The 23814-nt window shown below is 61.8% G+C and carries 21 protein-coding genes; 14 read left to right on the top strand and 7 right to left on the bottom strand.

Annotated elements, in window-relative coordinates; translation table 11 throughout:
• Positions 1-121: 121 nt before the first annotated feature.
• Entirely contained in the window at positions 122-1423 is a 1302-nt protein-coding gene (gabT, locus tag SJ05684_RS24095; RefSeq protein ID WP_034858423.1) for a 4-aminobutyrate--2-oxoglutarate transaminase, read from the top strand.
• A 351-nt stretch (positions 1424-1774) separates the two neighbouring features.
• Here the strand turns inward: gabT and SJ05684_RS24085 are convergent, their stop codons facing one another.
• Positions 1775-2377, bottom strand: a complete 603-nt coding sequence (locus SJ05684_RS24085; protein WP_034858424.1) for an alpha/beta hydrolase — start codon at positions 2375-2377, stop codon at positions 1775-1777.
• Between the two features lie 50 nt (positions 2378-2427).
• Positions 2428-3363, bottom strand: a complete 936-nt coding sequence (locus tag SJ05684_RS24080) for a VOC family protein (RefSeq protein WP_034858425.1) — start codon at positions 3361-3363, stop codon at positions 2428-2430.
• 120 nt (positions 3364-3483) lie between these two features.
• Between SJ05684_RS24080 and SJ05684_RS24075 the strand changes: the two genes are divergently transcribed.
• From SJ05684_RS24075 to SJ05684_RS24030, 10 genes are all read left to right on the top strand, one after another.
• Positions 3484-4383: a LysR family transcriptional regulator gene (locus SJ05684_RS24075; RefSeq protein ID WP_034858427.1), complete on the top strand. Its 900-nt coding sequence runs from the start codon at positions 3484-3486 to the stop codon at positions 4381-4383.
• 242 nt (positions 4384-4625) lie between these two features.
• Positions 4626-5534, top strand: coding sequence for a helix-turn-helix domain-containing protein (locus SJ05684_RS24070; protein ID WP_034858468.1), 909 nt, complete (start codon positions 4626-4628; stop codon positions 5532-5534).
• A 139-nt stretch (positions 5535-5673) separates the two neighbouring features.
• Positions 5674-6579, top strand: a complete 906-nt coding sequence (locus SJ05684_RS24065; RefSeq protein WP_034858428.1) for a helix-turn-helix domain-containing protein — start codon at positions 5674-5676, stop codon at positions 6577-6579.
• A gap of 215 nt (positions 6580-6794) precedes the next feature.
• Positions 6795-7700 carry a helix-turn-helix domain-containing protein gene (locus tag SJ05684_RS24060; RefSeq protein ID WP_085939149.1) on the top strand — a complete coding sequence of 302 codons (906 nt, stop codon included), beginning with the start codon at positions 6795-6797 and terminating at the stop codon, positions 7698-7700.
• A gap of 242 nt (positions 7701-7942) precedes the next feature.
• The gene (locus SJ05684_RS24055) at positions 7943-8599 is read left to right on the top strand and encodes a hydrolase (RefSeq protein WP_034858431.1); all 657 of its coding nucleotides are present in this window, start codon (positions 7943-7945) and stop codon (positions 8597-8599) included.
• 88 nt (positions 8600-8687) lie between these two features.
• Positions 8688-8978, top strand: a complete 291-nt coding sequence (locus tag SJ05684_RS24050; protein ID WP_034858434.1) for a XapX domain-containing protein — start codon at positions 8688-8690, stop codon at positions 8976-8978.
• Positions 8978-10963, top strand: a complete 1986-nt coding sequence (locus tag SJ05684_RS24045; RefSeq protein ID WP_085939150.1) for an amidohydrolase — start codon at positions 8978-8980, stop codon at positions 10961-10963. The genes SJ05684_RS24050 and SJ05684_RS24045 overlap by 1 nt, the downstream gene beginning before the upstream one ends.
• 278 nt (positions 10964-11241) lie before the next feature.
• Complete coding sequence (locus SJ05684_RS24040) at positions 11242-11700, top strand: DoxX family protein (RefSeq protein ID WP_034858474.1); 459 nt, start codon at positions 11242-11244, stop codon at positions 11698-11700.
• On the top strand, positions 11697-13310 hold the full coding sequence (locus SJ05684_RS24035; protein ID WP_034858437.1) for an MFS transporter: 1614 nt from the start codon (positions 11697-11699) through the stop codon (positions 13308-13310). Before SJ05684_RS24040 ends, SJ05684_RS24035 begins: the two co-directional genes overlap by 4 nt.
• A 239-nt stretch (positions 13311-13549) precedes the next feature.
• A complete protein-coding gene (locus tag SJ05684_RS24030; RefSeq protein ID WP_034858439.1) occupies positions 13550-14380 on the top strand; it encodes an alpha/beta fold hydrolase in 831 nt (276 codons plus the stop codon).
• A 525-nt stretch (positions 14381-14905) separates the two neighbouring features.
• On the opposite strand, the gene SJ05684_RS24025 is transcribed toward SJ05684_RS24030, so the two are convergent.
• From SJ05684_RS24025 to SJ05684_RS24005, 5 genes are all read right to left on the bottom strand, one after another.
• The gene (locus tag SJ05684_RS24025) at positions 14906-15691 is read right to left on the bottom strand and encodes an SDR family oxidoreductase (protein WP_034858441.1); all 786 of its coding nucleotides are present in this window, start codon (positions 15689-15691) and stop codon (positions 14906-14908) included.
• A 51-nt stretch (positions 15692-15742) separates the two neighbouring features.
• Positions 15743-16693 carry a sugar-binding transcriptional regulator gene (locus SJ05684_RS24020; protein WP_034858444.1) on the bottom strand — a complete coding sequence of 317 codons (951 nt, stop codon included), beginning with the start codon at positions 16691-16693 and terminating at the stop codon, positions 15743-15745.
• A 21-nt stretch (positions 16694-16714) separates the two neighbouring features.
• Positions 16715-18184: an FGGY family carbohydrate kinase gene (locus tag SJ05684_RS24015; protein ID WP_034858446.1), complete on the bottom strand. Its 1470-nt coding sequence runs from the start codon at positions 18182-18184 to the stop codon at positions 16715-16717.
• A gap of 81 nt (positions 18185-18265) precedes the next feature.
• Positions 18266-19234 (bottom strand): transketolase family protein, encoded by a 969-nt coding sequence (locus tag SJ05684_RS24010; RefSeq protein WP_034858447.1) that lies wholly within the window; start codon positions 19232-19234, stop codon positions 18266-18268.
• Positions 19234-20043, bottom strand: coding sequence for a transketolase (locus tag SJ05684_RS24005; protein WP_034858449.1), 810 nt, complete (start codon positions 20041-20043; stop codon positions 19234-19236). Before SJ05684_RS24005 ends, SJ05684_RS24010 begins: the two co-directional genes overlap by 1 nt.
• Before the next feature lie 212 nt (positions 20044-20255).
• Between SJ05684_RS24005 and SJ05684_RS24000 the strand changes: the two genes are divergently transcribed.
• The 3 genes from SJ05684_RS24000 to SJ05684_RS23990 all read left to right on the top strand — a co-directional run bounded on the left by SJ05684_RS24000 (position 20256) and on the right by SJ05684_RS23990 (position 23812).
• Positions 20256-21230, top strand: coding sequence for an ABC transporter permease (locus SJ05684_RS24000; protein WP_034858452.1), 975 nt, complete (start codon positions 20256-20258; stop codon positions 21228-21230).
• A 130-nt stretch (positions 21231-21360) separates the two neighbouring features.
• Positions 21361-22293, top strand: a complete 933-nt coding sequence (locus tag SJ05684_RS23995) for a substrate-binding domain-containing protein (RefSeq protein WP_034858454.1) — start codon at positions 21361-21363, stop codon at positions 22291-22293.
• 31 nt (positions 22294-22324) lie between these two features.
• On the top strand, positions 22325-23812 hold the full coding sequence (locus tag SJ05684_RS23990) for a sugar ABC transporter ATP-binding protein (protein WP_034858457.1): 1488 nt from the start codon (positions 22325-22327) through the stop codon (positions 23810-23812).
• The last annotated feature ends 2 nt before the right edge of the window (positions 23813-23814 follow it).

Raw genomic sequence — 23814 nt, 5'->3', positions numbered from 1 at the left:
CTTGCCTTGAGATGCGCTGCCATGATCGGCACCGGCTGCGCTAGAAAGGATCATGCACGCCGCCTCGGGCGAAGCTGACAACACAATATTCATCAAAAAATGCACCGGAAGGGGTGGGTTAATGACCAGATCGCAAGCACTCAAATCAAGGCAGGCAAGTGCTGTTGTCGCCGGCGTGGCGACGAAGAGCATCTTCGTCGAGCGCGCCGAAAATTCGGAATTGTGGGACGCCGATGGACGGCGTTTCATCGATTTTGCGGCCGGCATCGCGGTAAATAATACGGGCCATCGGCACCCTCGCGTCATGGCGGCGGTCGCAGAACAGGCGGCGCAATTCACCCACACCTGCTTCCATGTCGCTCCCTACGAGAGCTACGTCCGACTGGCCGAGCGGCTGAACGCGATCGTCGATACGGGCGAAGAAAACAGAACCATGCTGGTGACCACCGGTGCAGAGGCGGTGGAGAACGCGATCAAGATCGCCCGCGCCCATACGGGGCGATCGGCGGTGATCGCGTTTTCCGGCGCTTTCCATGGCCGCACCATGCTCGGTATGGCGCTCACCGGAAAGGTCGTGCCGTACAAGAAGGGCTTCGGTCCCTTCCCCGCGGAGGTATACCACGTCCCGTTCCCGGCGGCTTTCTCTGGGGTGACGGCTGAGGATTCGCTGTCGACCCTCGACAGTTTGCTTGCATCCGATGTCGATCCCGAACGCGTTGCTGCCTTCATAATCGAGCCCGTTCAGGGCGAGGGTGGCTTCAACGCTGCGCCTGGTGAACTCCTCCAGGGACTACGTCTGCGGGCCGACAAGTATGGCATCGTCCTGATAGCCGACGAGGTGCAGGGTGGCATGGCAAGGACGGGAAGGATGCTTTCCATCGAGCACTCTGGTGTCAAACCGGACCTTGTCACGCTCGCGAAAGGGCTCGCCGGCGGTTTTCCGCTTTCGGCGGTGGTCGGCAAGGCGACGGTCATGAATTCCGCGCACCCTGGCGGCCTCGGCGGAACCTATGCCGGAAATCCGATCGCCGTCGCCGCGTCACACGCGGTTCTCGACGTCATTGAGGACGAGAAGCTTTGCGCGCGTGCCGCCTGGATCGGGGAAAAAATCGGCTGCCGTTTAAAGGCCATTGCGCAGCGCCAGGGCATGGAGCGCATCGGCTCCATTCGTTGCCATGGCGCGATGATCGCGTTCGAACTGGTGGACGATCGGGAGGGTAAGGTTCCGGCGCCGCAGTTGACCACGCAAATCGTCACGGAGGCAGAGCAGCGCGGGCTGATATTGTTGTCCTGCGGCACGCGCTTCAACGTCATCCGCCTCCTCCCGCCCTTGACCATACCCGACGCCGTTCTCGACGAAGCGCTGGACATCCTCGAGGCATCCTTGGAGGCGGCTTTCTCTAAGATTGGCATCAGAGCATGAAAACCGGGAGCAGGGATCTAATTGCTGGCGAAGATGCCCACAATGGCACCTTACGGTAACCGCCCGATTGGCACCGCCTGCCGGATAGCGCCTTGATGGCCTAAGACACGTCATTAGCGACGTGCCTTAGGCGAGGTATGGGATGCGTGTCGAAATTCTTGGTCAGGAACGGCGGCGGCGTTGGGGTGAGCGCCAACGTGCTGGATGGCGAGTTTGCGCCAACAAACGAACCTTGACCTGCGCCATCGAAGTCCGGAACGCATGAAAAGATGGATGTTGGCGGCGCCCCAGGAAAGACCTTTCCATACAAGCCCGCCTGTCGCCCAGGCGGGTCGGTCGCCGCCGTTTCCTTCAGGTCAGGAACGTGCGCAATGCTTGCAATTCCTCGGGGCGGATCTCATGTCCACCGGAATGGTAGCATGCCTCCACGCGGGCCCTCTGCGCCGCAAAGTAGTCGACGAGCCGCTCTGTGAGGGGCAGTGGGCAAATCGGATCGCGTTGGCCAGCGGTGATCAGGATTCGTCGCTCTTTCAACTGCTTGTTATCCGCGGGGATCCAAGGAATGAGCGGATGGAGCAGGGCAGCTCGATCGAAAAGCTGGGGCCGGCTGAACAGAACTGACGCAAGGATGTTCGCCCCGTTTGAATAGCCTAATCCGTATATTGCGCGTCCGGGATATTCCGCTTTGTGGGCAGCAATGAAATCGACCATCTTATCTGTTCGTCTCGCCAGGTCCTGCATGTCGTAGGAGCCTTCGCTCGTACGGCGAAAGAAGCGCAGCGCGCCAAATTCCGACACATCCCCACGCGGCGAAATCAGCCCGGCATCCGGCAAGACTTGCCTGGCCAGCGCGGCGAACTGATGTTCGTCTCCGCCCGTGCCGTGAAACGCGAAGACGATGGGCGCGTTGCGTCGCGGCGCTCTTATGAGCGCCTGATAGGATGAGATCGTCATGGTGGTCTTCTCCGTCGGGCTGGACCCGAATTGCCGTGGCCCTAAGCCGGTTAGTCTCTGATCGGCTCGAGGCGGCGTGAGATCTCGTCGCGATAGGGCTCGTAGCGCGTGGGAAGCTTCAGGGCTTCACCGAGGTGCCCGGTGTCTTCATCGCGATCAAATCCCGGCTCGTTGGTGGCGATCTCGAACAGCACGCCGCCGGGCGTGCGGAAGTAGATCGCCCAGAAGTAGTCGCGATCGATAACTGGCGTGACCTGATAGCCGGTATCGATCAGGGCCTTGCGGACCTCAAGCTGGGCCGCGCGATCGTCCACTGCGAAGGCGATGTGATGCACCGAGCCGGCGCCGAGGCGGGCGAGATCGGCACTGGGGACGACTTCCAGGTCGACGACGTCTGCCCCGTTGCCGCCGCTGATCGCGAAGCGCGACCACTCTCCTTTGCGGTCGACCTCCTGGTAACCCATGAAGCTGAGAAGCTCCCGCGTCGCGCCAGGATCCGTAAGACGCAGAGTTGCGCCGTGGAAACCTCTGATCGCCTTTTCCGCGTCGACCTCTGTGCCGGCGGCCCAACCGCGGCGCGGATCATCTTTGACTTCGACCAGCGAGAAGGCATCGCCGTCCGGACCCCTAAAGCGAAGGCGCTTCTCGCCCCAGAGTTGGTGCTCGGAGAGTCCGGCGACACCGCGCGAGGCAAGTCGTTCCTTCCAGTAGACGAGCGTGTCCTTGGCGACGGCGAAAGAGGTCTCGCCTACCTCCCCAGCACCCGGACGTCCCCTGGCGATGTGGGGAAATGGGAAATAGGTCATCACCGAGCCAGGCGTGCCGATCTCGTCACCGTAGTAGAGGTGGTACACCTCCGGGTCGTCGAAATTCACGGTCTTCTTTACACGGCGCAGGCCGAGCGCTTTGGTGAAGAAGTCGCTGTTCTCCTGGGCGCTGGCGGCCATCGACGTGACGTGATGAAGGCCTTTGATCTGTTTAAGCATGGCAGGTTCTCTCCGGACTAGCGTGTATCGGCTGATCTGGAGACAAAATCGCTCAGCTCCTCACGGAAGTGAACAGCAATAATATTGACAAAATTGTTGCATGTATTGCAATAAATGGACATGGGCGATCTAAGCGACATTCGAGTATTCCTGGCCGTAGCGCAGCAGCGCAGCTTCACGGCGGCGGCGCGACAGTTGTCGATGACGCCGCCGACCGTGACCCGCGCCGTCAGTGCGCTGGAGGAGAGCCTGGGAGTGCAGCTCCTGCTGCGCACCACGCGTCAGGTTTCTCTGACCTCTGCCGGCGCCGTCTACGCGGCCCGGGTAGAGCCACTGATAAGACAGTTCGACCAGGTCAGGGAGGATCTGCGCGAAGAGCATGGGGACGTGGCCGGGCTGATCCGCATCAACGCGCCGCTGTCGCTCGGCCAGCAGATCCTGCCGGACATCGTCTCCGGATTTCGGGCCGAATATCCTCGGGTGAGGGTTTCGCTTACGCTGACCGACCGCTTCATCGACATCGTGTCCGAGAGTTTCGATCTCGCACTAAGGGTTTCCGAGCCGCCGCGGGACAAGTCAACAATATGGCGCAAGCTATGCCGCGTGCGGCGAATCCTTGTCGCTTCCCCAGGCTATCTCGCCGCTTTCGGAACACCTGAGACGCCCGATGGCCTCCATCGACATGTCTGTATCGCCTACGACGAGGAAGCGATCGCCGAGAACTGGGAGCTGACCAACGGCGGGCGGACCCGAAAGGCTTTGGCCGGCAAAGTCCTTGCGGCGAACAACGGCGAGCTAATCGCCAGACTGGCGGAAGACGGGCAGGGCGTAGCCCTGTTGCCGCAATTCATCGTCGACGATGCGCTGGCGCGCGGCGCACTGAAGCAGGTCCTTGCCGAGTGGGAGCCTCCTGAGCTCTGGCTGACATTGTACTATCCGCCCTACGAGAAACTGCCGATGCGCGTTGCGAGATTCTCGGACTTCTTCGAAAGGTACGTTACCCATACGCGCCCGCTGTGAAGCGGAGGCGATTCCAGTCCTATTTTCCCCTCGAAGGTGTCCTTTCCGGCAAAAGGCGAGCAAATGTTACAAGAAATTGACGGCGCCCGCAGGCATGCTTCCTTTGAATCGGACTTGAACGGCCTATATGGGCCCCTTCTGTTGTCGAGTTCTTTGGGTCATTCAAATCGCGAATACGGTCCCTCGGTCCGGTCGCGACCGGACCTCTCGCAGCAGAAATGCAAATTCACTTGGAGGCGCGAATGAATCATAGGACGGGAACGGAAGAGGGCGTCGGCGCTCATTTTGGGCTGCCGTATGCTCCATGTCTCCCGGCTCGACCGGTTCGGGACGCCGAATTTTCCGTGACGCGCCTGGAATGGCGGCTCAACGGGGATGCCAACCGTCTGGTGTCCTTGCCCCCCGACGAAGCCTACTTTCTGATGCTGTACCTCAAGGATGCGTATCATTGCGACGTTGCTCCCGATGGCACCGAGAGCGAGACTCGCCGCTTCCGGCAAGGTTCCGTTTGCCTCGTGGATATTGCCCATGGCGCCTGCATCCGGCTGTTCAGCGATCTCGATTCGCTAGCCTTCCAACTGCCGCGAGAGCTCTTTTGGGAAATTGCCGAGTTCTCGGCTGCCCCAAAAGCAACCAGGCTTAGATGCCGGCGGGGCGAGGAGGATGATGTCATGCGAAATCTCGGAGCGGCTCTTCTGCCCCTGTTCGAGAGGCAAGGGGACTCCCGCACTCCGGTCTTACAGCACATTGCCATCGCCATCTGTGCCCACTTGCTTCACGCTTACGGCGATCATCGCGATCAGGGGGGTTCCGGTTCAACGCAACTCACTGTTTGGCAGGAGAAGGCAGCCAAGGACTTCATGATCGACCATTTTGCCGATCAATTCCCAATGGCGGCAGCAGCTTCGGCGGCTGGTGTTTCCATCCGTCGCTTTATCGAAGGCTTCAAGGCCGTGACGGGCCAGACGCCGCAACAGTGGCTCCTGGGCTATCGAACGGCACGTGCCAAGCAATATCTCGGCGAGCGTTCTTTGACACTCGCGGAGATCGCCACCCGGTGCGGCTTCACCGACGAGGATCATTTTACCAATAGTTTCCGTCGCGTGACGGGCAGCACCCCAGCAGCCTGGCGGGCGCGTTGGCTACAGTGACGGTTTTGTGCAATGAGGTCATTTTCCATTCAAGCCTTGGGACTATTGTAGCAATCGCTCTGCAGTCGAACCGGCACTATTGTAGCCTTGGAGACAGCACTGACGGTCGCGCATGGCCAGATATCGGGAGACCACGCCGATGGACCTGCATGAGGGATTGAACGGCACACGTCATCGGCCAAGCCCGATCGTCAAATCAGTTGCTGCCGGCGATATCATTGTCACGCGGACGTATTCCGATCGCTTCGGTGTGGACGCAGCCGCCATTCCGCGCTCGGAAGCATTCGGCGTCACCGTTCAACTGCGTGACTTCGGTTCCCAGAGGCTGTGGCGAGGTGGCGAGTTGGTGCATGACGGCGGCGGTGCCAAGGCCTCGCTTGCGATCACCGATCTTCGCGATCGATGGCAATGCCATTCACTCTCTCCGTTCGACAACGTTCGCTTCCAGATTCCATTTGCTCGCCTACGCGCCTTTGCTGAGGAGGCCGGGCGCAGCGCATACGTGGCGCTTTCTTGCTTCGCGGGCCGCATCGATCCGGTGATGCACGGGCTCGCGCAGGCATTGCTGCCGTCGCTCGACAACCCGGAACAGGCCAATCCTCTGTTTCTGGAGCAAATCAATCTAGCCATGCTGGCGCATCTCAGCCAGACCTATGGCGGTCTGCACTTCCCGGTGGACAAGAAAGGCACCTTGGCGCCTTGGCAGGAACGGCTCGCTACCGAATTTCTAGCTGCTCATTTCAATAAGCCGTTCTCGATCGGAGATCTGGCTTCTCGCTGCGAATTGTCGCGCAGCTATTTCAACAAGGCTTTCAAAGAGAGCTTTGGGCGTACCCCATCGAAATGGCTTGCCGAGTACCGGGTCTCGCGGGTCAAGGAACTGTTGTTGCATGACCTGTCGATTGCGGAGGTCGCGATCAGTTGCGGCTTCGCCGATCAGAGCCACATGACACGGGTCTTCACAAGTCTCACGGGTGAGCCACCGGCACGCTTCAGACGAAAGAACAAGACTTTCAGCGTGGCCTTGGATCTGCTCAGGGTCTAATCGCCTCCATCGGCTCACATCGTTCAAAACGCGTGAGTTTCGTACAAGAACGTTATCCAGGTCGCGGCGATGATGCGGCGATTCAGGGCGGCTCCGCGCGCCGGCGTGGAGGCTGCCTCTTGGAACCGCGATCCGTACAGGGCCTCGGTCCTATGCCGATGTTTGTGGTCGAGAGGTTCTCGCTACAGGTAAGCTCAAAGTACGGGACCCAAGGCATGACGGACTTCTCTTCCATCGCAGCAACCAACAGACATGACAGTCTCGGTTGCTCCATGGACAGGCTCGACGACGACCGAACGATCGAGGGCCGCGACATGACGTTCTATCGCAAGAGGTCGGCTTCGGCGCCGCCAGACAGGGTCACGACACCAGCGACCGGGCGCGGATATCTGCTCGGGCTATCCGCAGCAGGCGGACACAGTCGCCGGATCTTCAGAGAGCATCATTCGACCGTCCATGAATTCGAGCAAAGCGCCGTCTACCTGCGGAATTTCGCCGATGATTATCGCGCCGATCTCAGCGGTTCCTTCGACTTCATGCTGCTCGAAATCAATCACAACGCGCTCGAGCGGATCGCCGACGCGGCGGACTTGAGAAGTGTCAGCGAATTGCGCCCGGTTGCCGCGCACGCAGATCCTGTACTCGGTGGCATGCTCGGCGCTTTGTTTGCCACAGTGGATGGGAGCGCGGACAGGAGCGCCTTGTTTGTTGACCAGCTCTCGGTCGCAATCGGAGTTCATGTTGTTCAGCAGTACGGTAACGGTCGCGGCGGTGCGGCCGCCAGCGGACGTCGGCTCTCCTCGCGTTGCCAGGCCAAAGTCAAGGACCTCGTCCAGAGCCAGTTGAATGGTGACCTGACCGTCGAACAGCTCGCTTCGGCCTGCAATCTGTCGCAGGCGACGTTTCTTCGGGCCTTCCGCGAAACCATGGGGAAGACGCCGCAACGGTGGTTGCAGCAAAAACGCATCGAAAAGGCCGTTGATTTGCTGCAGTTCTCACAAACCCCGTTGAGCGAGATCGCCATCATCTGCGGCTTCTCCGACCAAAGCCACTTCACACGTGCGTTTGTACAGGCGATGGGCGCCACTCCCGGCGCCTGGAGACGAAGCCGGCAGTCCTGAGCAAGGCTCGACAACAAACAGCAGATCAAACAACGAGTGCCTCGGGGAAGGGCCAAGAGCGCCCTCTGCCACCGTGCGGTTGAAGCGTGTCTCGCTGGCTCAACGCCGGCACGTGATCTCGCATCGGCCTCAGTCTTAGCGGCGATTAAAAAATACAAAAATCCGTCGTTGGCTACAAGAACCGCGCCCTCATCATCGGCATAGTGGCGAACATCGGCAACCAACAGAAAGAGGCCAGTACCATGACGCTGAACGCAACTCCGACCCCCGGCAACCTTCTCGTCTCGCCCAAGGACCACGCGCTGATCATGATCGACTTCCAATCGCAAATGTCGTTTGCGACAAAGTCGATCGACGCTGTGCAACTGCGCAACAATGCGGCGCTGGTCGCCAACGCGGCCGCCGGCTTCAAGGTCCCCACGATCCTGACGACGGTCGCGGAAAAGAGCTTCTCCGGCCCCATGTTCGCCGAGATCACCGATGCCTTCCCCGGACAGCCGCTTCTCGACCGCACCTCCATGAACACCTGGGAAGACGCCGCCGTGATCGAAGAGGTCAACCGCATCGGCAAGAAGCGCCTCGTGCTCTGCGGGCTTTGGACATCGGTCTGCATTGTCGGTCCGACCCTGTCGGCGCTCGATCAAGGCTTCGAGGTCTATGTAATCGCCGACGCCTGTGGCGATGTGTCCGACGAGGCGCACGAGCGCGCAATGGACCGTATGGTGCAGGCCGGCGTTCGGCCAATGACCTCGCTGCAGTACATGCTCGAGCTGCAGCGCGACTGGGCACGCACTGAGACCTACGACATGACGACTGGCATCGCCAAGAAGTTCGGTGGCGCCTATGGCCTCGGCATCATCTACGCCAAGACCATGTTCGGCGCTTCCGAAGGCCACTGACATCCACTGGGCTTGCTCAGCCGAGCACCCGCTCCGGCCGCTCGCATGCGGTCGGAGCGGCGACGACCATTCGTTAAAGGGATTGACGATGAAGATGTATCTCCTCTCGCTCGGGGCCGGCCTTCTCGTCGGCGTTATCTACAGCCTGCTCAACGTTCGCTCCCCGGCTCCGCCGGTGATCGCGCTGGTGGGGCTCCTAGGCATCCTCGTCGGCGAACAGGCGGTGCCCCTCGTCAAGCGCCTGTTGTCAGGCAATCCGGTCACCGTTTCCTGGTTCCATAGCCGCTGTGTCCCGCACGTCTTCGGGGAACTGCCGACCGGGGCCGTTCATGACCATGCTGGTGTGCCCGACCGGACTTCGACGCGGGAGATCAGCTAATGCCGACCCGCCGCGGTTTTCTAGGAGCGGCGTCTGCCCTGGCGCTCCCAAACCTGTTTTCACCGGCGCGCGCCGCCAATTCCGCTTCGACCTTAGGAGACAAGCCAATGAGCGCTGATCTGATCCTACACCATGGTCTGCTGACAACGCTCGACCGCACGAATCCGAACGCGACGGCCGTCGCCATCAAGGACGGCAAGTTCCTCGCGGTTGGGCAGGATCAGGAGATCATGGCTCTTGTCGGGCCCGACACCAAGGTCGTTGACCTCAAGGGAAAGCGCGTCCTGCCGGGCCTCAACGACAACCACACCCACGTCGTCCGTGGCGGGCTGAACTTCAACATGGAGCTGCGCTGGGACGGCCTGGGCTCGCTTGCCGACGCGATGGATATGCTGAAGCGTCAGGTCGCGATCACGCCGCCGCCGCAGTGGGTGCGCGTCGTCGGCGGCTTCACCGAGCACCAGTTCGCCGAAAAGCGGCTGCCGACGATCGAGGAGATCAACGCGGTCGCTCCCGATACGCCGGTGTTCCTGCTGCATCTCTACGACCGGGCGCTGCTCAACGCCGCCGCACTTCGCGCTGTTGGCTTTACCAAGGAAACTCCGAACCCTCCCGGCGGCGAGATCACTCGCGATGCCGAGGGCAACCCGACGGGGCTCCTGCTTGCCAAGCCGAATGCGGGCATTCTCTACTCGACGCTTGCCAAGGGGCCGAAGCTCCCCTTCGAGTACCAGGTCAATTCGACGCGTCACTTCATGCGCGAGCTCAATCGCCTCGGGGTCACCAGCGTCATCGATGCGGGCGGCGGCTTCCAGAACTACCCGGACGACTACGCCGTCATCCAGAAGCTCGCCGATGAAGGGCAGATGACCGTCAGGCTTGCCTACAATCTTTTCACGCAGAAGCCGAAGGAGGAGAAGGAGGATTTCCTCAAGTGGACCTCCTCGGTCAAATACAAGCAGGGCGACGATTTCTTCCGGCACAATGGTGCCGGCGAGATGCTGGTCTTCTCGGCCGCCGACTTTGAGGACTTCCGCGAGCCGCGCCCCGATTTGGCGCCGGAAATGGAAGGTGAGCTCGAGGAGGTGGTGCGCATGCTCGCCGAGAACCGCTGGCCCTGGCGCCTGCACGCCACCTATGACGAGACGATCAGCCGTGCGCTCGACGTCTTCGAGAAGGTGAACCAGGATATCCCGCTTTCCGGCATCAACTGGTTCTTCGACCATGCCGAGACGATCTCCGACCAATCGATCGACCGGATCGCCGCGCTCGGGGGCGGCATCGCCGTGCAGCACCGCATGGCCTATCAGGGCGAATATTTCGTCGAGCGCTACGGTCATGGCGTCGCCGAGGCGACGCCGCCAGTCGCACGCATGCTGGAGAAGGGCGTGAATGTCTCCGCGGGCACCGATGCTACGCGCGTCGCGTCCTATAACCCCTGGGTCTCGCTTTCCTGGCTGGTGACCGGCAAGACGGTGGGCGGCATGCAGCTCTATCCGCGCGCCAATTGCCTCGACCGCGAAACGGCGCTGCGCATGTGGACCGAAAAGGTGCAGTGGTTCTCCAACGAGGAGGGCAAGAAGGGGCGCATCGAGAAGGGCCAGCTCGCCGACCTGATCGTTCCCAGCAAGGACTACTTCGCCTGCGCCGAGGACGAGATCTCGTTCCTGACGTCCGACCTTACGATGGTTGGCGGCAGGATCGTCTATGCGGCGAACGATTTCGCCAGCCTCGATGAAAATCCGTTGCCGCCGGCAATGCCGGACTGGTCGCCGGTCAGAACCTATGGCGGATACGCCGCCTGGGGCGAGCCGGAAGGGGCCGGCCGGCATTCGCTTCGGCGAACCGCGATCGCGTCCTGCGGTTGCTCCAGCAGTTGCGGCATGCATGGTCATGACCATGCCGCGGCCTGGACGTCACGCCTGCCGATCGCCGATCTCAAGGGCTTCTTCGGCGCGCTCGGCTGCTCGTGCTGGGCCGTGTGAAGACAGCGGAAAGGGACTTCATCGACAGCCGAAGCTCTCGGTAAGGATCAAGAAATGAAAAAGATGACTGTCGCAGCCGCGATAACGGTAGTCTCAAGCTTAATCAGCTCGTCGTTCGTTCTCGGCCAAGACCTGGGCCAATCAACGGCTAGTCCCCGCCACCCGTGGGCGATAGTCGTTGTGAACCACCCACTGCCGAAGCATAGCGCCTATTACAAAGGGGTATCCCGGACAGCCCTACGCAAAGTTGAAAGGCCGCCTGAGAAAGAGCCAAGATGATGAGCCTGTTTTCCCTCGAGAAGCATCTAGCCGGCCGCTTTCGGCCGGGCCTCGCCGACAGACGCATTCTGTTCATCGGCCTGCTGGCGCTCTGCTCGGCCTATATCCAGGGACCGCTGACGAAGATATTCGACTTTCCGGGTGCGATCGCCGAAATGGAGCATTTCGGCCTGCATCCGGCGCCGATCTTCGCCGTCGGCGTGATCGTTTTCGAGCTTTCGATGTCCGCACTCATCCTTGCCGGCATCTTCCGCTGGGCGGCCGCGCTTGCGCTTGCCGTCTTCACGCTCGCCGCGACTTTCATCGCGCTTCGCTTCTGGGAATTGCCGCCTGGAATGGAGCGATCAATGGCCATGAACGGCTTCTTCGAACATGTAGGCCTCGTTGGCGCGTTCACTCTGGTGGCATGGCACGAGCTGCGTGAACATGGCGCATCCGGAAAGGGACGGACTTCATGAGTTCTCTATCTGAAACCCCGGCGGCTTCCGGCGGGTTCGCACCGCTTCGCCAGAAGACCTTCGCCATTCTTTGGGTGGCGACCATAATCGGCAATACCGGCAGCTTCATCCGCGATGTCGCAAGCTCGTGGCTTGTCACCGACCTCTCGAACGCACCTGCAGCAGTCGCGGCGGTTCAGGCCGCGGCGACGCTCCCGATCTTTCTCCTCGCGATACCTGCAGGTGTACTGTCGGACATTCTGGACCGCCGCAAGTTCCTGCTCGCCATACAGCTTCTGCTTGTCGCGGCCAGCGTTTGCCTCATGTTGCTGTCTGCCATGGAGTTGCAGACCATCACGTCCCTGATTGCGCTCACTTTCGTCGGCGGCATTGGAGCGGCGCTGATGGCCCCGACCTGGCAGGCCATCGTTCCCGAACTCGTCCCAAAGCAGGATCTCAAAGGTGCCGTGGCGCTCAACTCGCTGGGCATCAATATCTCCCGAGCGATCGGCCCGGCAGTCGGTGGCCTGCTGCTTGCCTGGTTCGGCGCGGCCTTTACCTATGGCGTGGACGTCATCAGCTATGTTTTCGTCATCGCTGCCCTCATCTGGTGGAGGCGCGCGCCAGATGCAGACGATGGCTTGTCCGAACGCTTCTTCGGAGCCTTCCGCGCTGGTCTGCGCTATGCGAGGGCGAGCCGCGAACTGCATGTCGTGCTTCTCCGGGCGGCCGCCTTCTTCGCTTTTTCGAGTTCTGTCTGGGCGCTTCTGCCCCTGGTCGCCCGCAATCTTCTCGGCGGTGACGCCGGTTTTTACGGGATCTTGCTGGGCGCGGTCGGCGCGGGGGCGATCGGCGGCGCACTGGTCATGCCGAAGCTTCGTGCACGGCTCGATGCGGACGCGCTGTTGCTCGGTTCGGCGCTTGTCACGGCTGCCGTGATGGCTGGGCTGTCCTTCGCGCCGCCTCGATGGCTCGCCATTCTGGCTCTGCTTGCGCTAGGGGCCGCCTGGATCACTGCGCTCACAACACTGAACGGGGCCGCACAATCGATCCTGCCAAATTGGGTTCGGGGACGTTCGCTCGCCGTCTATCTCACGGTGTTCAACGGTGCGATGACTGCCGGCAGCCTCGCCTGGGGCGTCGTCGCCGAGGTCGCCGGAGTTCCGACGACACTTGTCCTCGGCGCCGTCGGACTTGCTCTGGCAGGCCTCATATTCCATCTCGTCAAGCTGCCAAAGGGTGAGGCGGACCTGATTGCATCCAACCACTGGCCGGAACCCCTGACGGCTGCGCCCGTCGAACATGATCGCGGTCCCGTGCTCGTTACGATCGAATACCGGGTCGACAAAAACAACCACAGCGATTTTCTGAAGGCGCTCGCCAGGCTTTCCGGGGAGCGTCGCCGTGATGGCGCGTATGGCTGGGGCGTCACCGAGGACGCCGCCGATCCGGAGAGGATCGTCGAGTGGTTCATGGTCGAATCCTGGGCCGAGCACCTTCGCCAGCACCGGCGTGTCTCGAAGGCCGACGCCGACGTTCAGCAGCAAGTCCGCCGCTTCCACAAGGGTCCGGAGGCGCCGGTGGTGAACCATCTCTTGTCGATAAATCTCCCCCATCTCGGCCGTAACTGAACGCAAGCATCCGCACGCGGCGCGGGCGCTTTTATCCAAAACACAACGGGAACCGACAAGACTTATCCGGGGGCGTCCTTAGGCTTCAAGGTGGGGCGGCGAGGAGGCGCAGAGCAAGCTTCGCCCACCCAGCGTCTCAGACGACTCTACTTTCCGGCGCATCTGTTGTGCCGGATCAAGGTGCAGTCGGTCCCGCGGCGGCAACCTCCATTTCGAACCAAAGCAAAGGAACGGTTCCCATGACCCAGAACTTCATCAAGACCGAAGACGGCGTCGAGATCTTCTACAAGGATTGGGGCTCGGGCCAGCCGATCGTGTTCCACCACGGTTGGCCGCTTTCCTCGGACGACTGGGACGCGCAGATGCTCTACTTCCTGAGCACGGGCTACCGCGTGATCGCCCACGACCGGCGCGGGCACGGCCGCTCGACTCAGGTCAGCGACGGCCACGACATCGCCCACTATGCGGCGGATGTCGCCGCGCTTGCGAAACAGCTCGATCTCCGCGACGCCATCCATATCGGCCACTCCACGGGCGGCGGCGAGGCACTCGCTTATGTCGCCCGCCACGGTGCCGGCCGCGTCGCCAAGCTCGTGATGGTCGGCGCCGTTCCTCCAATCATGCTCAAGACGGAACCTTATTCGGGCGGTCTTCCGATGGAAGTGTTCGACGGCCTGCGCGCCCAGCTCGCGGCCAACCGCGCCCAGTTCTTCCTCGATCTGCCCAGCGGGCCTTTCTATGGATTCAACCGCCCCGATGCGAAGGTCTCGACCGTCGCGATCCAGAACTGGTGGCGGCAGGGCATGATGGGCAGCGCCAAGGCTCATTACGAGGGGATCAAGGCCTTCTCCGAAACCGACTTCACCGAGGACCTGAAAAAGGTCGAAGTGCCGACGCTGGTGATGCACGGAGACGACGACCAGATCGTGCCGATCGACAGTTCCGCGCGATTGGCCGTCAAGCTTCTGAAGAACGGCACGCTCAAAGTCTATGAGGGCTACTCGCATGGCATGCTGACGACCCATGCCGATGTGATCAACCCTGACCTGCTCGCGTTCATCGAGGCCTAGCAACAAGGGCCGGCGGCGGTCAGCGCCGCCGGCTCCCGAAGCAGCGCTGCCTGGCATTCGCGACCACGCGAACCGTTGCGGAGTCGAGGAATCATGTTACCCCATCTCTTGATCTCCTTGAGTGCGCTTACGAGAGATCGCCGGCAACGTTGCAATGGACCGAGTGGCTGCAATGGGGCTGAACGAGCCATTCCTGCGCCTGTTTTCAAATGACTGCATTGGGTCGTGACCGGAAGTTCACTGCGATGCGACTGGATTGCCGCTTTGCGGAAGGAAGCGGTCATCGGCGGTATCCTTCGCTCCGTAGGCGGCCGTCAATGCAGAACAGCGCGCATTCGGAGGGCAGGACGCTGATCTAAGCCGTTCGTTGGCTTCGACGTGGGGGACTGAACCGCTCCTTCTGAGACTTTTCGCGAGGCTGCAGCGATGGCAGCCTTCTCAATCCGAATTGGTCTGAGAAGAATGCCAGGTTCACAGCGTGCGCACACTGTCGGGGCTCGATTCGGTTCACTCGGACTGGTTGCCCTACGACATGATCAAGCCGCCATCGACATTAATGGTCTGGCCGGTGATGTAGGCGGCATCGTTCGACGCGAGAAAGGCGACAAGCGCGCCGACTTCGGCGGGGGTGCCGGCGCGGCCCATGGGGATGCCTTCGACCCATTCGGCCATGAGTTCGCCGGGGCCGTATTCACCGAGCATCTTCCCCCAAACACGGTCGTTGTAGTCCCACATCTCGGTGTGGATGATGCCGGGGCAGATTGCATTCACTGTTATGCCCTCGCGCGCGAGTTCTTTGGCAAGGCTCTGTGTCAACCCGACGACACCGAATTTCGAGGCGGCGTAGTGCGGCGTGTAGATGAAGCCCTGACGCGCCTGGCCGGAAGCGGTGTTGATCAGGCGACCCTTCGTGCCACTGGCACGGAAGCGGCGGATTGCCTCCTGGCAGCAGAGGAAGACTCCCTTGGTGTTGACGTCGAGGTTGAGGTCCCATTCGCTCTCGGTGAGGTCCGCGACCTTGGCGATGGTGATGACGCCGGCATTCTGCACAGAGACGGAAATGGCGCCGAGCTTCGCCTCGGCCTCGCCGTACGCCCCCTGAACGGCCTTTGCGTCCGTCACATCCAGTGTAAGGCCCAGCACCTCGGCGCCCGTTTCCTGTGCCAGCGTTTCGGCGGCCGCTGGCGTGTCCTTCTCGATCGCGGCGATAGCGATCTTTGCCCCCTCTTCGGCAAATCGCTTGGCAATGCCGCGCCCGATGCCCTTGTTTCCCCCGGTGACAAAAACCGTCTGGCCTGCGAAACGTCTCATGTCTGTCTTCTCCATAATACGCAGCAGGCCGAGGGCTGATCTCGGGTAAGATCAGGCCGTGAGCCGAGCTGCAGTGAACTTGTCGGTGACAAGCACATCGATGATGCCCAGCTTCAGGGCGCCGGCGATGGCCTGGGTTTTCGATTCGCCGCCCGCCAGTGCGATAACCCGGTCAGTCTTGCGCAGGTCCTCCAGCGAAATACCGATGACGCGCTCGTTGAGGGGCGTTTCGACCGGTTTTCCGTCCTTGTCGTAGAACCGGTAGGAGATCTCGCCAACCGCGCCCGCCTCGTGCAGCATCGCCATTTCCTGACGGGAGAAGACGTTGCCGGAGCGGGCGAGGAGTTCGGACGGTTCGACCGCGCCGATACCGACGATGGCAAGGCTGAGACGTCCGAACAGGTCCATCGTCTCACGTACAACAGGGTCGGCCAGCATGACGAGCTTTGCCTCGCGCGAGGAGGTGATGCCCTGGACGAGGAGGAGCCGCGGCTCACCGCCGGTGAGCCGTCCCAGTCGCGCCATGAGCTGTGTGGCATGGGTCTGTACCGAGGCGTCGCCCATCCCCCCGAGGATCTGGACGATATACTTGGCCTTTGCGTTCTTGAGCGGGTGGATATTGTCCACCATGCGCAGAATGGTCTGGCTCCAGCTCGAGACGCCGACAATCTCGTCCTGCTGCAGGGTGACTTCGAGGAAGTGGGCTGCGGCCTCGCCGATGCGGGCCATGATCGCCCCGTCGCGGTCCTCGGAACAGTCGATGACAATGGCTTCCGTTAGGCCATAGCGTTCGCGCAGCGCCGATTCGAGCTCGGTAAATGTTCCCGGCGGCGGGATGACTGTCGTGCGCACGATGTCTTCCTGCTCGGCCCGCTTTAGCATGCGTGAAACGGTGGCCTGCGACATGCGCATGCCCTCGGCGATTTCCGCCTGCCGCTTGCCTTCGATATGGTACATCTGCGCAACTCGGGCGATCAGTCGCAGCTCGTTGAGCCGTCCCATGGGGTCCTCCGGGGTGAATTTTTATTCACTCATAGTTGAAGAACCCGGAGCGGTCGAGCGGTAGATCGCGTCCTGCCAAACCAGAAGGCGATCTGTAGCATCGCAAGCACGCGGCACGATGGGATTGCCGGGGCGGGGCAGGGCCGCAATCGCGGCAAGATCGGACCAGATACCAAGCGAGAGGCCAGCGAGGTACGCTGCACCAAGGGCGGAGGCCTCGGGCGCGTCGCATTGGATGATGACGTGGTTCAGCGTGTCGGCCACGCATTGCATGAGGAAAGTATTCTGACTTGGCCCGCCATCGACATAGAGGCGGCCGAGCGGCGTCGGCGATTGATCGGACATCGCCTTGAAGACATCATGGACCTGGAAGGCCATGGAATCGGTTACCGCTCGGGCCATCTGGGCGCGGGTCGTGTTGAAGGTGATGCCGGAAAACAGTGCTCGTGCATCAGCATGCCAGTAGGGCGCACCGAGGCCGACAAAGGCCGGCACGAAGCCCGGCCCGCCGGGCTCAGCGGTTGCGGCGAGATCGGTGAGGGCCTGTATATCCGGGAGGCCCAGCATCTCGGCCATCCAGGGCAGGGCGGCGGCCGAGACGAGGATGTTGCCCTCGAACGCATAGGTTGGTTTTCCGGCGATCGACCAAGCGATCGTCGTAGTAATGCCCTGCTCTGGGGCGATGAACCGGGGCAGGGTCGTCATGACCGACGAGCCGGTGCCAAAGGTCACCTTGCTATCGCCGGGATTGAACGCACCGTGGCCGAAGAGGGCGGCATGGCTGTCGCCGATGGCCGAGGCGATCGGAATTCCGTCGCGAAGGCCCGGCACGTTCTTCGTCGTTCCGAAACGCGCGGCGCTGTCGCGTACTACGGGCAGGGCGGATTGCGGCACACCGAAAAGGCAACACAGTTCGTCACTCCAGACCTGTGCGTTGAGGTCGTAGAGCTGGCTGCGGGCGGCGTTCGCGGCATCGCATGCATGGACCGCGCCGTCCGTGAAGCAATGAATCAGCCAAGCGTCGATCGTTCCGAGCCGGACCCTGTGACCGGCGGGCACGCGGTCGAGCAGCCACTTCATCTTCGGGCCTGGGAACATCGGGTCGATGGGAAGCCCGGTAAGCGCCTGAACGCGCGCGCCATGACCCGCCGCCATCAGTTCGGCGCAGGCCGGCGCGCTGCGGCGGCACTGCCAGCTCACCACCGGGCCGAGCGGTTCCCCCGTGGCGGCATCCCACACCGTGACGGACTCGCGTTGATTGGAGATTGCAATGCCGAGGACATCCACAACAGGGCCGGCTTGCAGGCAGGAAGCGATCGCCTCCTGCACCGATTCCCAAATGCGCAGCGGACTCTGTTCGACCCAGCCGGGCTGGGGATGTTCGATGCCAACAGGAGAGGAGCCGCGTGACAGGATTTCCCCGCTGGTGGAAACGAGCACGGCCTTGGAATTCGTGGTCCCCTGGTCGATGGCGAGAATGGCGGTTGTCATGGTGGCTCCGGCAGGCAGAAATTGGGGGCGCGGCGACAGGGAGGGTTGGCCGCGCCCGGCACGAAATCTAAACCCGCACAATCATGCGCGGGAAGATTTGCGTGCAATCAATGCGACGGCCGCCTTGGCGATGGCGGCGGGGGACATGCCGAATTCGTCAAGCAGGAACTCGGCCGAACCGGTGGGGGCAAAGATGCCCGGAACGCCGAGGATCTTCATCGGCACCGGGGCTTCGGCCACCACGAATTCTGCAATTGCCGAGCCAAGGCCGCCAAAGGTGGAGTGTTCTTCGGCTGTCAGGATGGCGCCGGTTTCGCGCGCGGCACCCACCACGGCATCGACATCAATCGGCCGGACTGTCGCCATGTTGAGGACGCGAGCCTCGAATCCCTGTTCGGCCAAGATATCGGCCGCCTTGAGCATGCGGTGGGTCAGTGTCCCGTTGGCGACAAGGGTGATGTCGTCGCCGTCGCGTAGCAGGTTGGCCTTGCCCAGCTCGAACTTGTGGTCCGGCGGAAGCAGATCCGGGACGCCGACGCGCGACAGGCGCAGGAAGACCGGACCCTCGTAATGAGCCGCCCATTCCACGGCCGCGGCCGTTTCGATTGAATCACAGGGCGCAATCACGGGCAGATTCGGCAGCACGCGGGTCCAGGCGAAATCCTCGATGGAATGGTGCGTCGGGCCGAGTTCGCCATAGGCCATGCCGGAAGAAATGCCGATGAGCTTCACGTTTGCGTTGGAATAGGCGATGTCGGCCTTGATCTGCTCCAGCGACCGGCCAGTCAGGAAGCAGGCGGCGCCGCAGACGAAGGGCAGCAGCCCGCCATTGGCAAGGCCCGCGCCGACGCCGACCATGTTCTGTTCGGCGATGCCGACATTAACCAGCCGCTCCGGCCATTTGGACTTGAAGCCGCCGAGCTTGGACGAGCCGACGGAGTCGTTGCAGACGGCGACGACCTTGGGATTGTCCGCGCCGAGGCGCTCCAGCACGGCAACGAAGGCGTCTCGGCAATCGTGCAGCTTGGGGGAGGTTATCACGTCCTTCATCACAGGACCTCCGAAAGCTCAGCCACGGCTATTTCGTATTGTTCCGCATTGGGCACCTTGTGGTGCCAGTCGACCTTGTCCTGCATGAAGGAAATGCCGTGGCCCTTGTTGGTATGGGCGACGATGCAGTGCGGGCGTTCGCCGCGGCGCTCCAGCGCGGGCACGATCTCGTCCATGGCGTTGCCGTTGATCTCGGTGACGTCCCAGCCGAAGGCTTCGAGCTTGGCGGGGAAGGGAGCAAGGTTGTTGGTGTCCTTCAGCGCCGCGCCCTGCTGGAAGCGGTTGTGGTCGATGATCAGGGTCAGGTTGTCGAGACCGAACTGCGCGGCGGATGCGATCGCCTCCCAGTTCGATCCTTCCTGCATCTCGCCGTCGCCGGTCATGACATAGGTGCGGTAATTCGCGCCGGTCAGCTTCGCGGCCTTCGCCATGCCGACTGCAACCGGCAGGCCATGCCCGAGCGGGCCTGTGTTGGTCTCGACGCCCGGAACCTTGTTGCAGTTCGGATGCCCGTTCAGGCGGGAATGTGGCTTCAGGAATGTGCCGATTTCTTCTTCCGATATGAAGCCGCGCTTGGCGAGCGTCACATAGAGCGCCAGCGCCACATGGCCCTTCGACAGCACGAAACGGTCACGCTCCGGATGCTTCGGCTGGTCAGGCCAGATGCGCAGCACGCGGAAATAGAGCGCCGTCAGAATGTCGATGGCGGACATTTCCCCGCCGATATGGCCGGCGCCGGCTTCGAAAACCGCTTGCAGATCGCGAAGGCGTATCTGTCGTGCGATCCGGTCGAGATCGTTCGGCTGCATGTTACCTCTCATGAATATTTATGCGATATCAAATATGTTTGCAGATTGAGCGGCATTGTCAAGCATCAAACCCCGCCGGCAGCCATTTCCCTCCGCAAACAAATCTCCGTTGACACGCCGATTAAGGCTCATGTATGAATTTGAACACATGAGTGAATATTTATGCTCGCCTCAGCGGGAGGAGCCTGCAGATAGCTGGAGAAGGAGGATTTATGGCGGCGCTAGCGAAAACACACGATGTGGTCGGCCGAAGGATGCTGCCCTCGCTGCGGGGTGCAACCGGGCCCTTGATTGGTCTCATCGTCCTGTGCGTCTTCCTGACCTTCGCAAGTGACAAGTTCCTGTCGGTCCGGAACTTCCTCAATGTGCTCGATCAGATCACGGTGCTTGGCGTCATGGCCGTAGGCATGACACTGGTCATCCTGATCGGCGGGATCGATCTTGCGGTCGGCTCCGTCATGGCGTTGGCGATGATGGTCCTCGGCTATTTGAACATCATGGCCGGCGTGCCGATGTGGTTGGCCATCCCACTCGCGCTGCTCGTTGCCTCGCTTAACGGCCTTGTCGCGGGGCTGCTCATAACGCGCTTCAACGTGCCGGCGTTTATCGCGACGCTCGCCATGATGTCGATTGCGCGCGGCCTTGCAAACATGATCACCGACGGACAGCAGCTCATCGGCTTTCCCGCCTGGTTTAATACAATGGCGATCGTTCGTTTTGGCGGCTTTCTGACGCTGACCGTAGCCGTGATGCTGGTGGTCTTTATCGTCGGATTGCTCTATCTCCGCTACCGCCATGGCGGGCGCTCGCTTTATGCGATCGGCGGCAACGCCGAAGTTGCTCGACTCGCGGGCATTAATGTGAACCGCGCAACCGTGCTCGTCTATGTCGTGTCGAGCTTGCTCGCCGGCCTTTCCGGCATGGTGCTCGCGGCGCGACTCGACTCGGTGCAACCGTCTTCGGGCGTCTCCTATGAACTCGACGCCATCGCGGCGGTTGTCATCGGTGGCACCTCTCTCTCAGGCGGCACTGGGGGCATCGGCGGCACCATCATCGGCGTGCTGATCATCGGCGTTTTGCGCAATGGTCTCAACCTACTCAGCGTTTCCCCGTTCATGCAGCAAGTCATTATCGGTGGCGTCATCGTCCTCGCCGTGACCGCCGAGACCTACCGCAAACGGAAGTAGCGATACTCGCCCCGCCTGCGCGCATGCGGCTGGGCATCGAAAACGGTCAGCAATGGTGCGGGCCGACAAAAAGGGTAGGTGGTCCCCTCTGCCAGGACAGGAAGCCACCAAACAACTCGGAGGAGAAACTATGAAGTTGTCCAAATTACTGATGGCAGCAACCACGGCTGTGGTGCTTGCGTCTCCAGCCGCCGCTGCGGAGGTAAAAACGATCGGCCTTGCCGTTCCGAACCTCCAGGCTGACTTCTTCAACCAGATCAAGCTCGGCGTCGAAAAGCACGCCAAGGACAAGGGCATTGATGTGGTCGTCGTCGACGCGAAGAACGACACGAACACCCAGGTCAGCCAGGTGCAGGACCTGATGACCCAGGACATCGACGCGTTCATCTACATCCCGGCCGGTGCCGCTGCCGCTGCCGTGCCGACCCGCCTTGCCCGCGAGGCTGGCATTCCGGTGATCAACGTCGACCGCGTTCCGGAAGGCGCGCCGGGTGATACCTTCATTGCCGGCGAAAGCGTCGAATCCGCCTACGCCGTCTGCAAGTACATCATCGAGAAGGCCGGCGGCTCGGGCAAGATGGCGATCATCCACGGCCAGAAGGGCACGACGCCGGAAGTCGACCGCTTCACCGGCTGCAAGCGCGCAATCGACGAGAACAAAGGCGTCGAGCTTGTAGCCCAGCAGTGGAGCAACATGTGGTCGGCAGACGAGGGCTTCTCGATCGCGCAGAATATGCTGCAGGCCAATCCGGACATCACGATCATCTTCGGCCAGGCCGACGGTCTCGCCATGGGTGCGGCCAAAGCCGTGGACGTCGCCAACCTCTCTGACAAGGTAATCATCGGCGGTTATGACGGCGACGTCTCGGCTCTCGAATATCTCGCCAAGTGCAAGGGTCCGTTCATCGCCACCGCGACGCAGAGCACGCAGAAGATGGGCGTTCTCGCCGTCGAATCCGCGCTTGCCGTCGCCGCCGGCCAGAAGGTCGAGGAGCGCCAGACGCCGAACGCCGTTCTGACGACCTGTGAGAACGCGCCGGAATTCGTGAAGAGCCATCCGTAACCCGGATTCAGCCCCGAAAGGCAGCAGCGCCATGACGACCCGCTCTCCCATCCTGTCGCTCCGTGGAATCCAGAAGTCCTACGGCCCGATCAAGGTTCTTCACGGTGTCGATCTCGACATCTATCCGGGAGAAGTCGTGGCGCTGCTCGGTGAAAACGGTGCCGGAAAATCGACCCTGTCGAATATCATTTCCGGCGCCGTACAGCCCTCGGCCGGAGAAATGACCTGGCTCGGCAAAAGTTACACCCCCGCCGATCCCCGCGCCGCCATGGACGAGGGAGTGGGCATGATCCATCAGGAACTGAAACTGCTTCCGAAGCTCTCCATAGCGGAGAACGTGTTTGTCGGCCGCTACCCGATGAAGGTGGGCCGGATCGACCGCAAGGCGATGGAAGATCGGGCACGCAGCGGCCTTCACCGGCTCGGCCTCGACATCTCGCCTGATCGGCTCGTCGAAGGGCTTTCGACCGGCAAGCAGCAGCTCATCGAAATCGCCAAGGCGCTGACGCTCAATGCGCGCCTCCTCATCCTCGACGAACCGACCGCTGCGCTCGGTGGCGAGGAGACTCACCTTCTCTTCCAGCAGATCGAACGGCTGAGGGCGGAAGGGGTCGGCATCATCTACATTTCACACCGACTCGAGGAAATCCGCCAGATTGCTGACCGCATTGTCGTCATGCGTGACGGCGCTAAGGTGCAGGAGTTCGACAGCGGCGATGTGCCGATCCGCACCATCGTCGAGGCGATGGTCGGTCGCTCCCTGGAGCGCATGTTCCCGGCGCTTCCGACACCCACGGATGAGGTGACACTGGAGGTGCGGAGCCTTTCCTCGCCCTCCAAGGCTTTCCGCGACATCAATTTTTTCGTACGCAAGGGCGAAGTCTTCGGCATTGCCGGCCTCATGGGCGCCGGTCGCACCGAATTGGTGCGCGCCATCACCGGCGCCGACGCCATTTCCGGCGGGGAAGTGCTCCTGCGCGGCAAGGCCATTACGCCTCGCTCCCCCATCGACGCGATCCGCAATGGCATCGTTCTCGTGCCGGAGGACCGCAAGCTTCAGGGAGTGGTGCTCGATCATTCGATTGCCGAGAATATCGGCTACGCCAATCTCGGCGAGATCGCCCCCAGCGGCTGGCTCTCCTCCCGCCGCATCCAACAGTTCGCCGAGGGCTATATCAGAAGGTTCGGCGTCAAGGGCCGCGGCGGGCAGAATGCGAGCGAGCTCTCCGGGGGCAACCAGCAGAAGGTAGTGCTTGCCAAGTGGCTGGCCCGCAAGCCGCAGGTCGTCGTGCTGGACGAGCCGACGCGCGGCATCGATGTGGGCGCCCGCTCGTCGATCTACGACCTCATCATGGACCTCGCCCGGCAGGGTGTCGCCGTGATCGTGGTCAGTTCGGACCTAGAGGAGATACTCGGTGTGTCCAGCCGTATCATGGTCATGGCCAAGGGAAAGCAGGCGGGCGTCCTGAACCGCGAGGATGCAAACGACGTCTCGGTCATGGAACTGGCGACGATCTGAAC

This window comes from Sinorhizobium sojae CCBAU 05684, assembly GCF_002288525.1.
Classification (GTDB): domain Bacteria; phylum Pseudomonadota; class Alphaproteobacteria; order Rhizobiales; family Rhizobiaceae; genus Sinorhizobium; species Sinorhizobium sojae.
This window is presented reverse-complemented; position numbering and strand designations above follow the sequence as displayed.

Coding starts and splice junctions, on each gene's coding strand:
- gabT (WP_034858423.1), top strand. CDS start 122: ATGACCAGATCGCAAGCACTCAAATCAAGGCAGGCAAGTGCTGTTGTC.
- SJ05684_RS24085 (WP_034858424.1), bottom strand. CDS start 2,377: ATGACGATCTCATCCTATCAGGCGCTCATAAGAGCGCCGCGACGCAAC.
- SJ05684_RS24080 (WP_034858425.1), bottom strand. CDS start 3,363: ATGCTTAAACAGATCAAAGGCCTTCATCACGTCACGTCGATGGCCGCC.
- SJ05684_RS24075 (WP_034858427.1), top strand. CDS start 3,484: ATGGGCGATCTAAGCGACATTCGAGTATTCCTGGCCGTAGCGCAGCAG.
- SJ05684_RS24070 (WP_034858468.1), top strand. CDS start 4,626: ATGAATCATAGGACGGGAACGGAAGAGGGCGTCGGCGCTCATTTTGGG.
- SJ05684_RS24065 (WP_034858428.1), top strand. CDS start 5,674: ATGGACCTGCATGAGGGATTGAACGGCACACGTCATCGGCCAAGCCCG.
- SJ05684_RS24060 (WP_085939149.1), top strand. CDS start 6,795: ATGACGGACTTCTCTTCCATCGCAGCAACCAACAGACATGACAGTCTC.
- SJ05684_RS24055 (WP_034858431.1), top strand. CDS start 7,943: ATGACGCTGAACGCAACTCCGACCCCCGGCAACCTTCTCGTCTCGCCC.
- SJ05684_RS24050 (WP_034858434.1), top strand. CDS start 8,688: ATGAAGATGTATCTCCTCTCGCTCGGGGCCGGCCTTCTCGTCGGCGTT.
- SJ05684_RS24045 (WP_085939150.1), top strand. CDS start 8,978: ATGCCGACCCGCCGCGGTTTTCTAGGAGCGGCGTCTGCCCTGGCGCTC.
- SJ05684_RS24040 (WP_034858474.1), top strand. CDS start 11,242: ATGAGCCTGTTTTCCCTCGAGAAGCATCTAGCCGGCCGCTTTCGGCCG.
- SJ05684_RS24035 (WP_034858437.1), top strand. CDS start 11,697: ATGAGTTCTCTATCTGAAACCCCGGCGGCTTCCGGCGGGTTCGCACCG.
- SJ05684_RS24030 (WP_034858439.1), top strand. CDS start 13,550: ATGACCCAGAACTTCATCAAGACCGAAGACGGCGTCGAGATCTTCTAC.
- SJ05684_RS24025 (WP_034858441.1), bottom strand. CDS start 15,691: ATGAGACGTTTCGCAGGCCAGACGGTTTTTGTCACCGGGGGAAACAAG.
- SJ05684_RS24020 (WP_034858444.1), bottom strand. CDS start 16,693: ATGGGACGGCTCAACGAGCTGCGACTGATCGCCCGAGTTGCGCAGATG.
- SJ05684_RS24015 (WP_034858446.1), bottom strand. CDS start 18,184: ATGACAACCGCCATTCTCGCCATCGACCAGGGGACCACGAATTCCAAG.
- SJ05684_RS24010 (WP_034858447.1), bottom strand. CDS start 19,234: ATGAAGGACGTGATAACCTCCCCCAAGCTGCACGATTGCCGAGACGCC.
- SJ05684_RS24005 (WP_034858449.1), bottom strand. CDS start 20,043: ATGCAGCCGAACGATCTCGACCGGATCGCACGACAGATACGCCTTCGC.
- SJ05684_RS24000 (WP_034858452.1), top strand. CDS start 20,256: ATGGCGGCGCTAGCGAAAACACACGATGTGGTCGGCCGAAGGATGCTG.
- SJ05684_RS23995 (WP_034858454.1), top strand. CDS start 21,361: ATGAAGTTGTCCAAATTACTGATGGCAGCAACCACGGCTGTGGTGCTT.
- SJ05684_RS23990 (WP_034858457.1), top strand. CDS start 22,325: ATGACGACCCGCTCTCCCATCCTGTCGCTCCGTGGAATCCAGAAGTCC.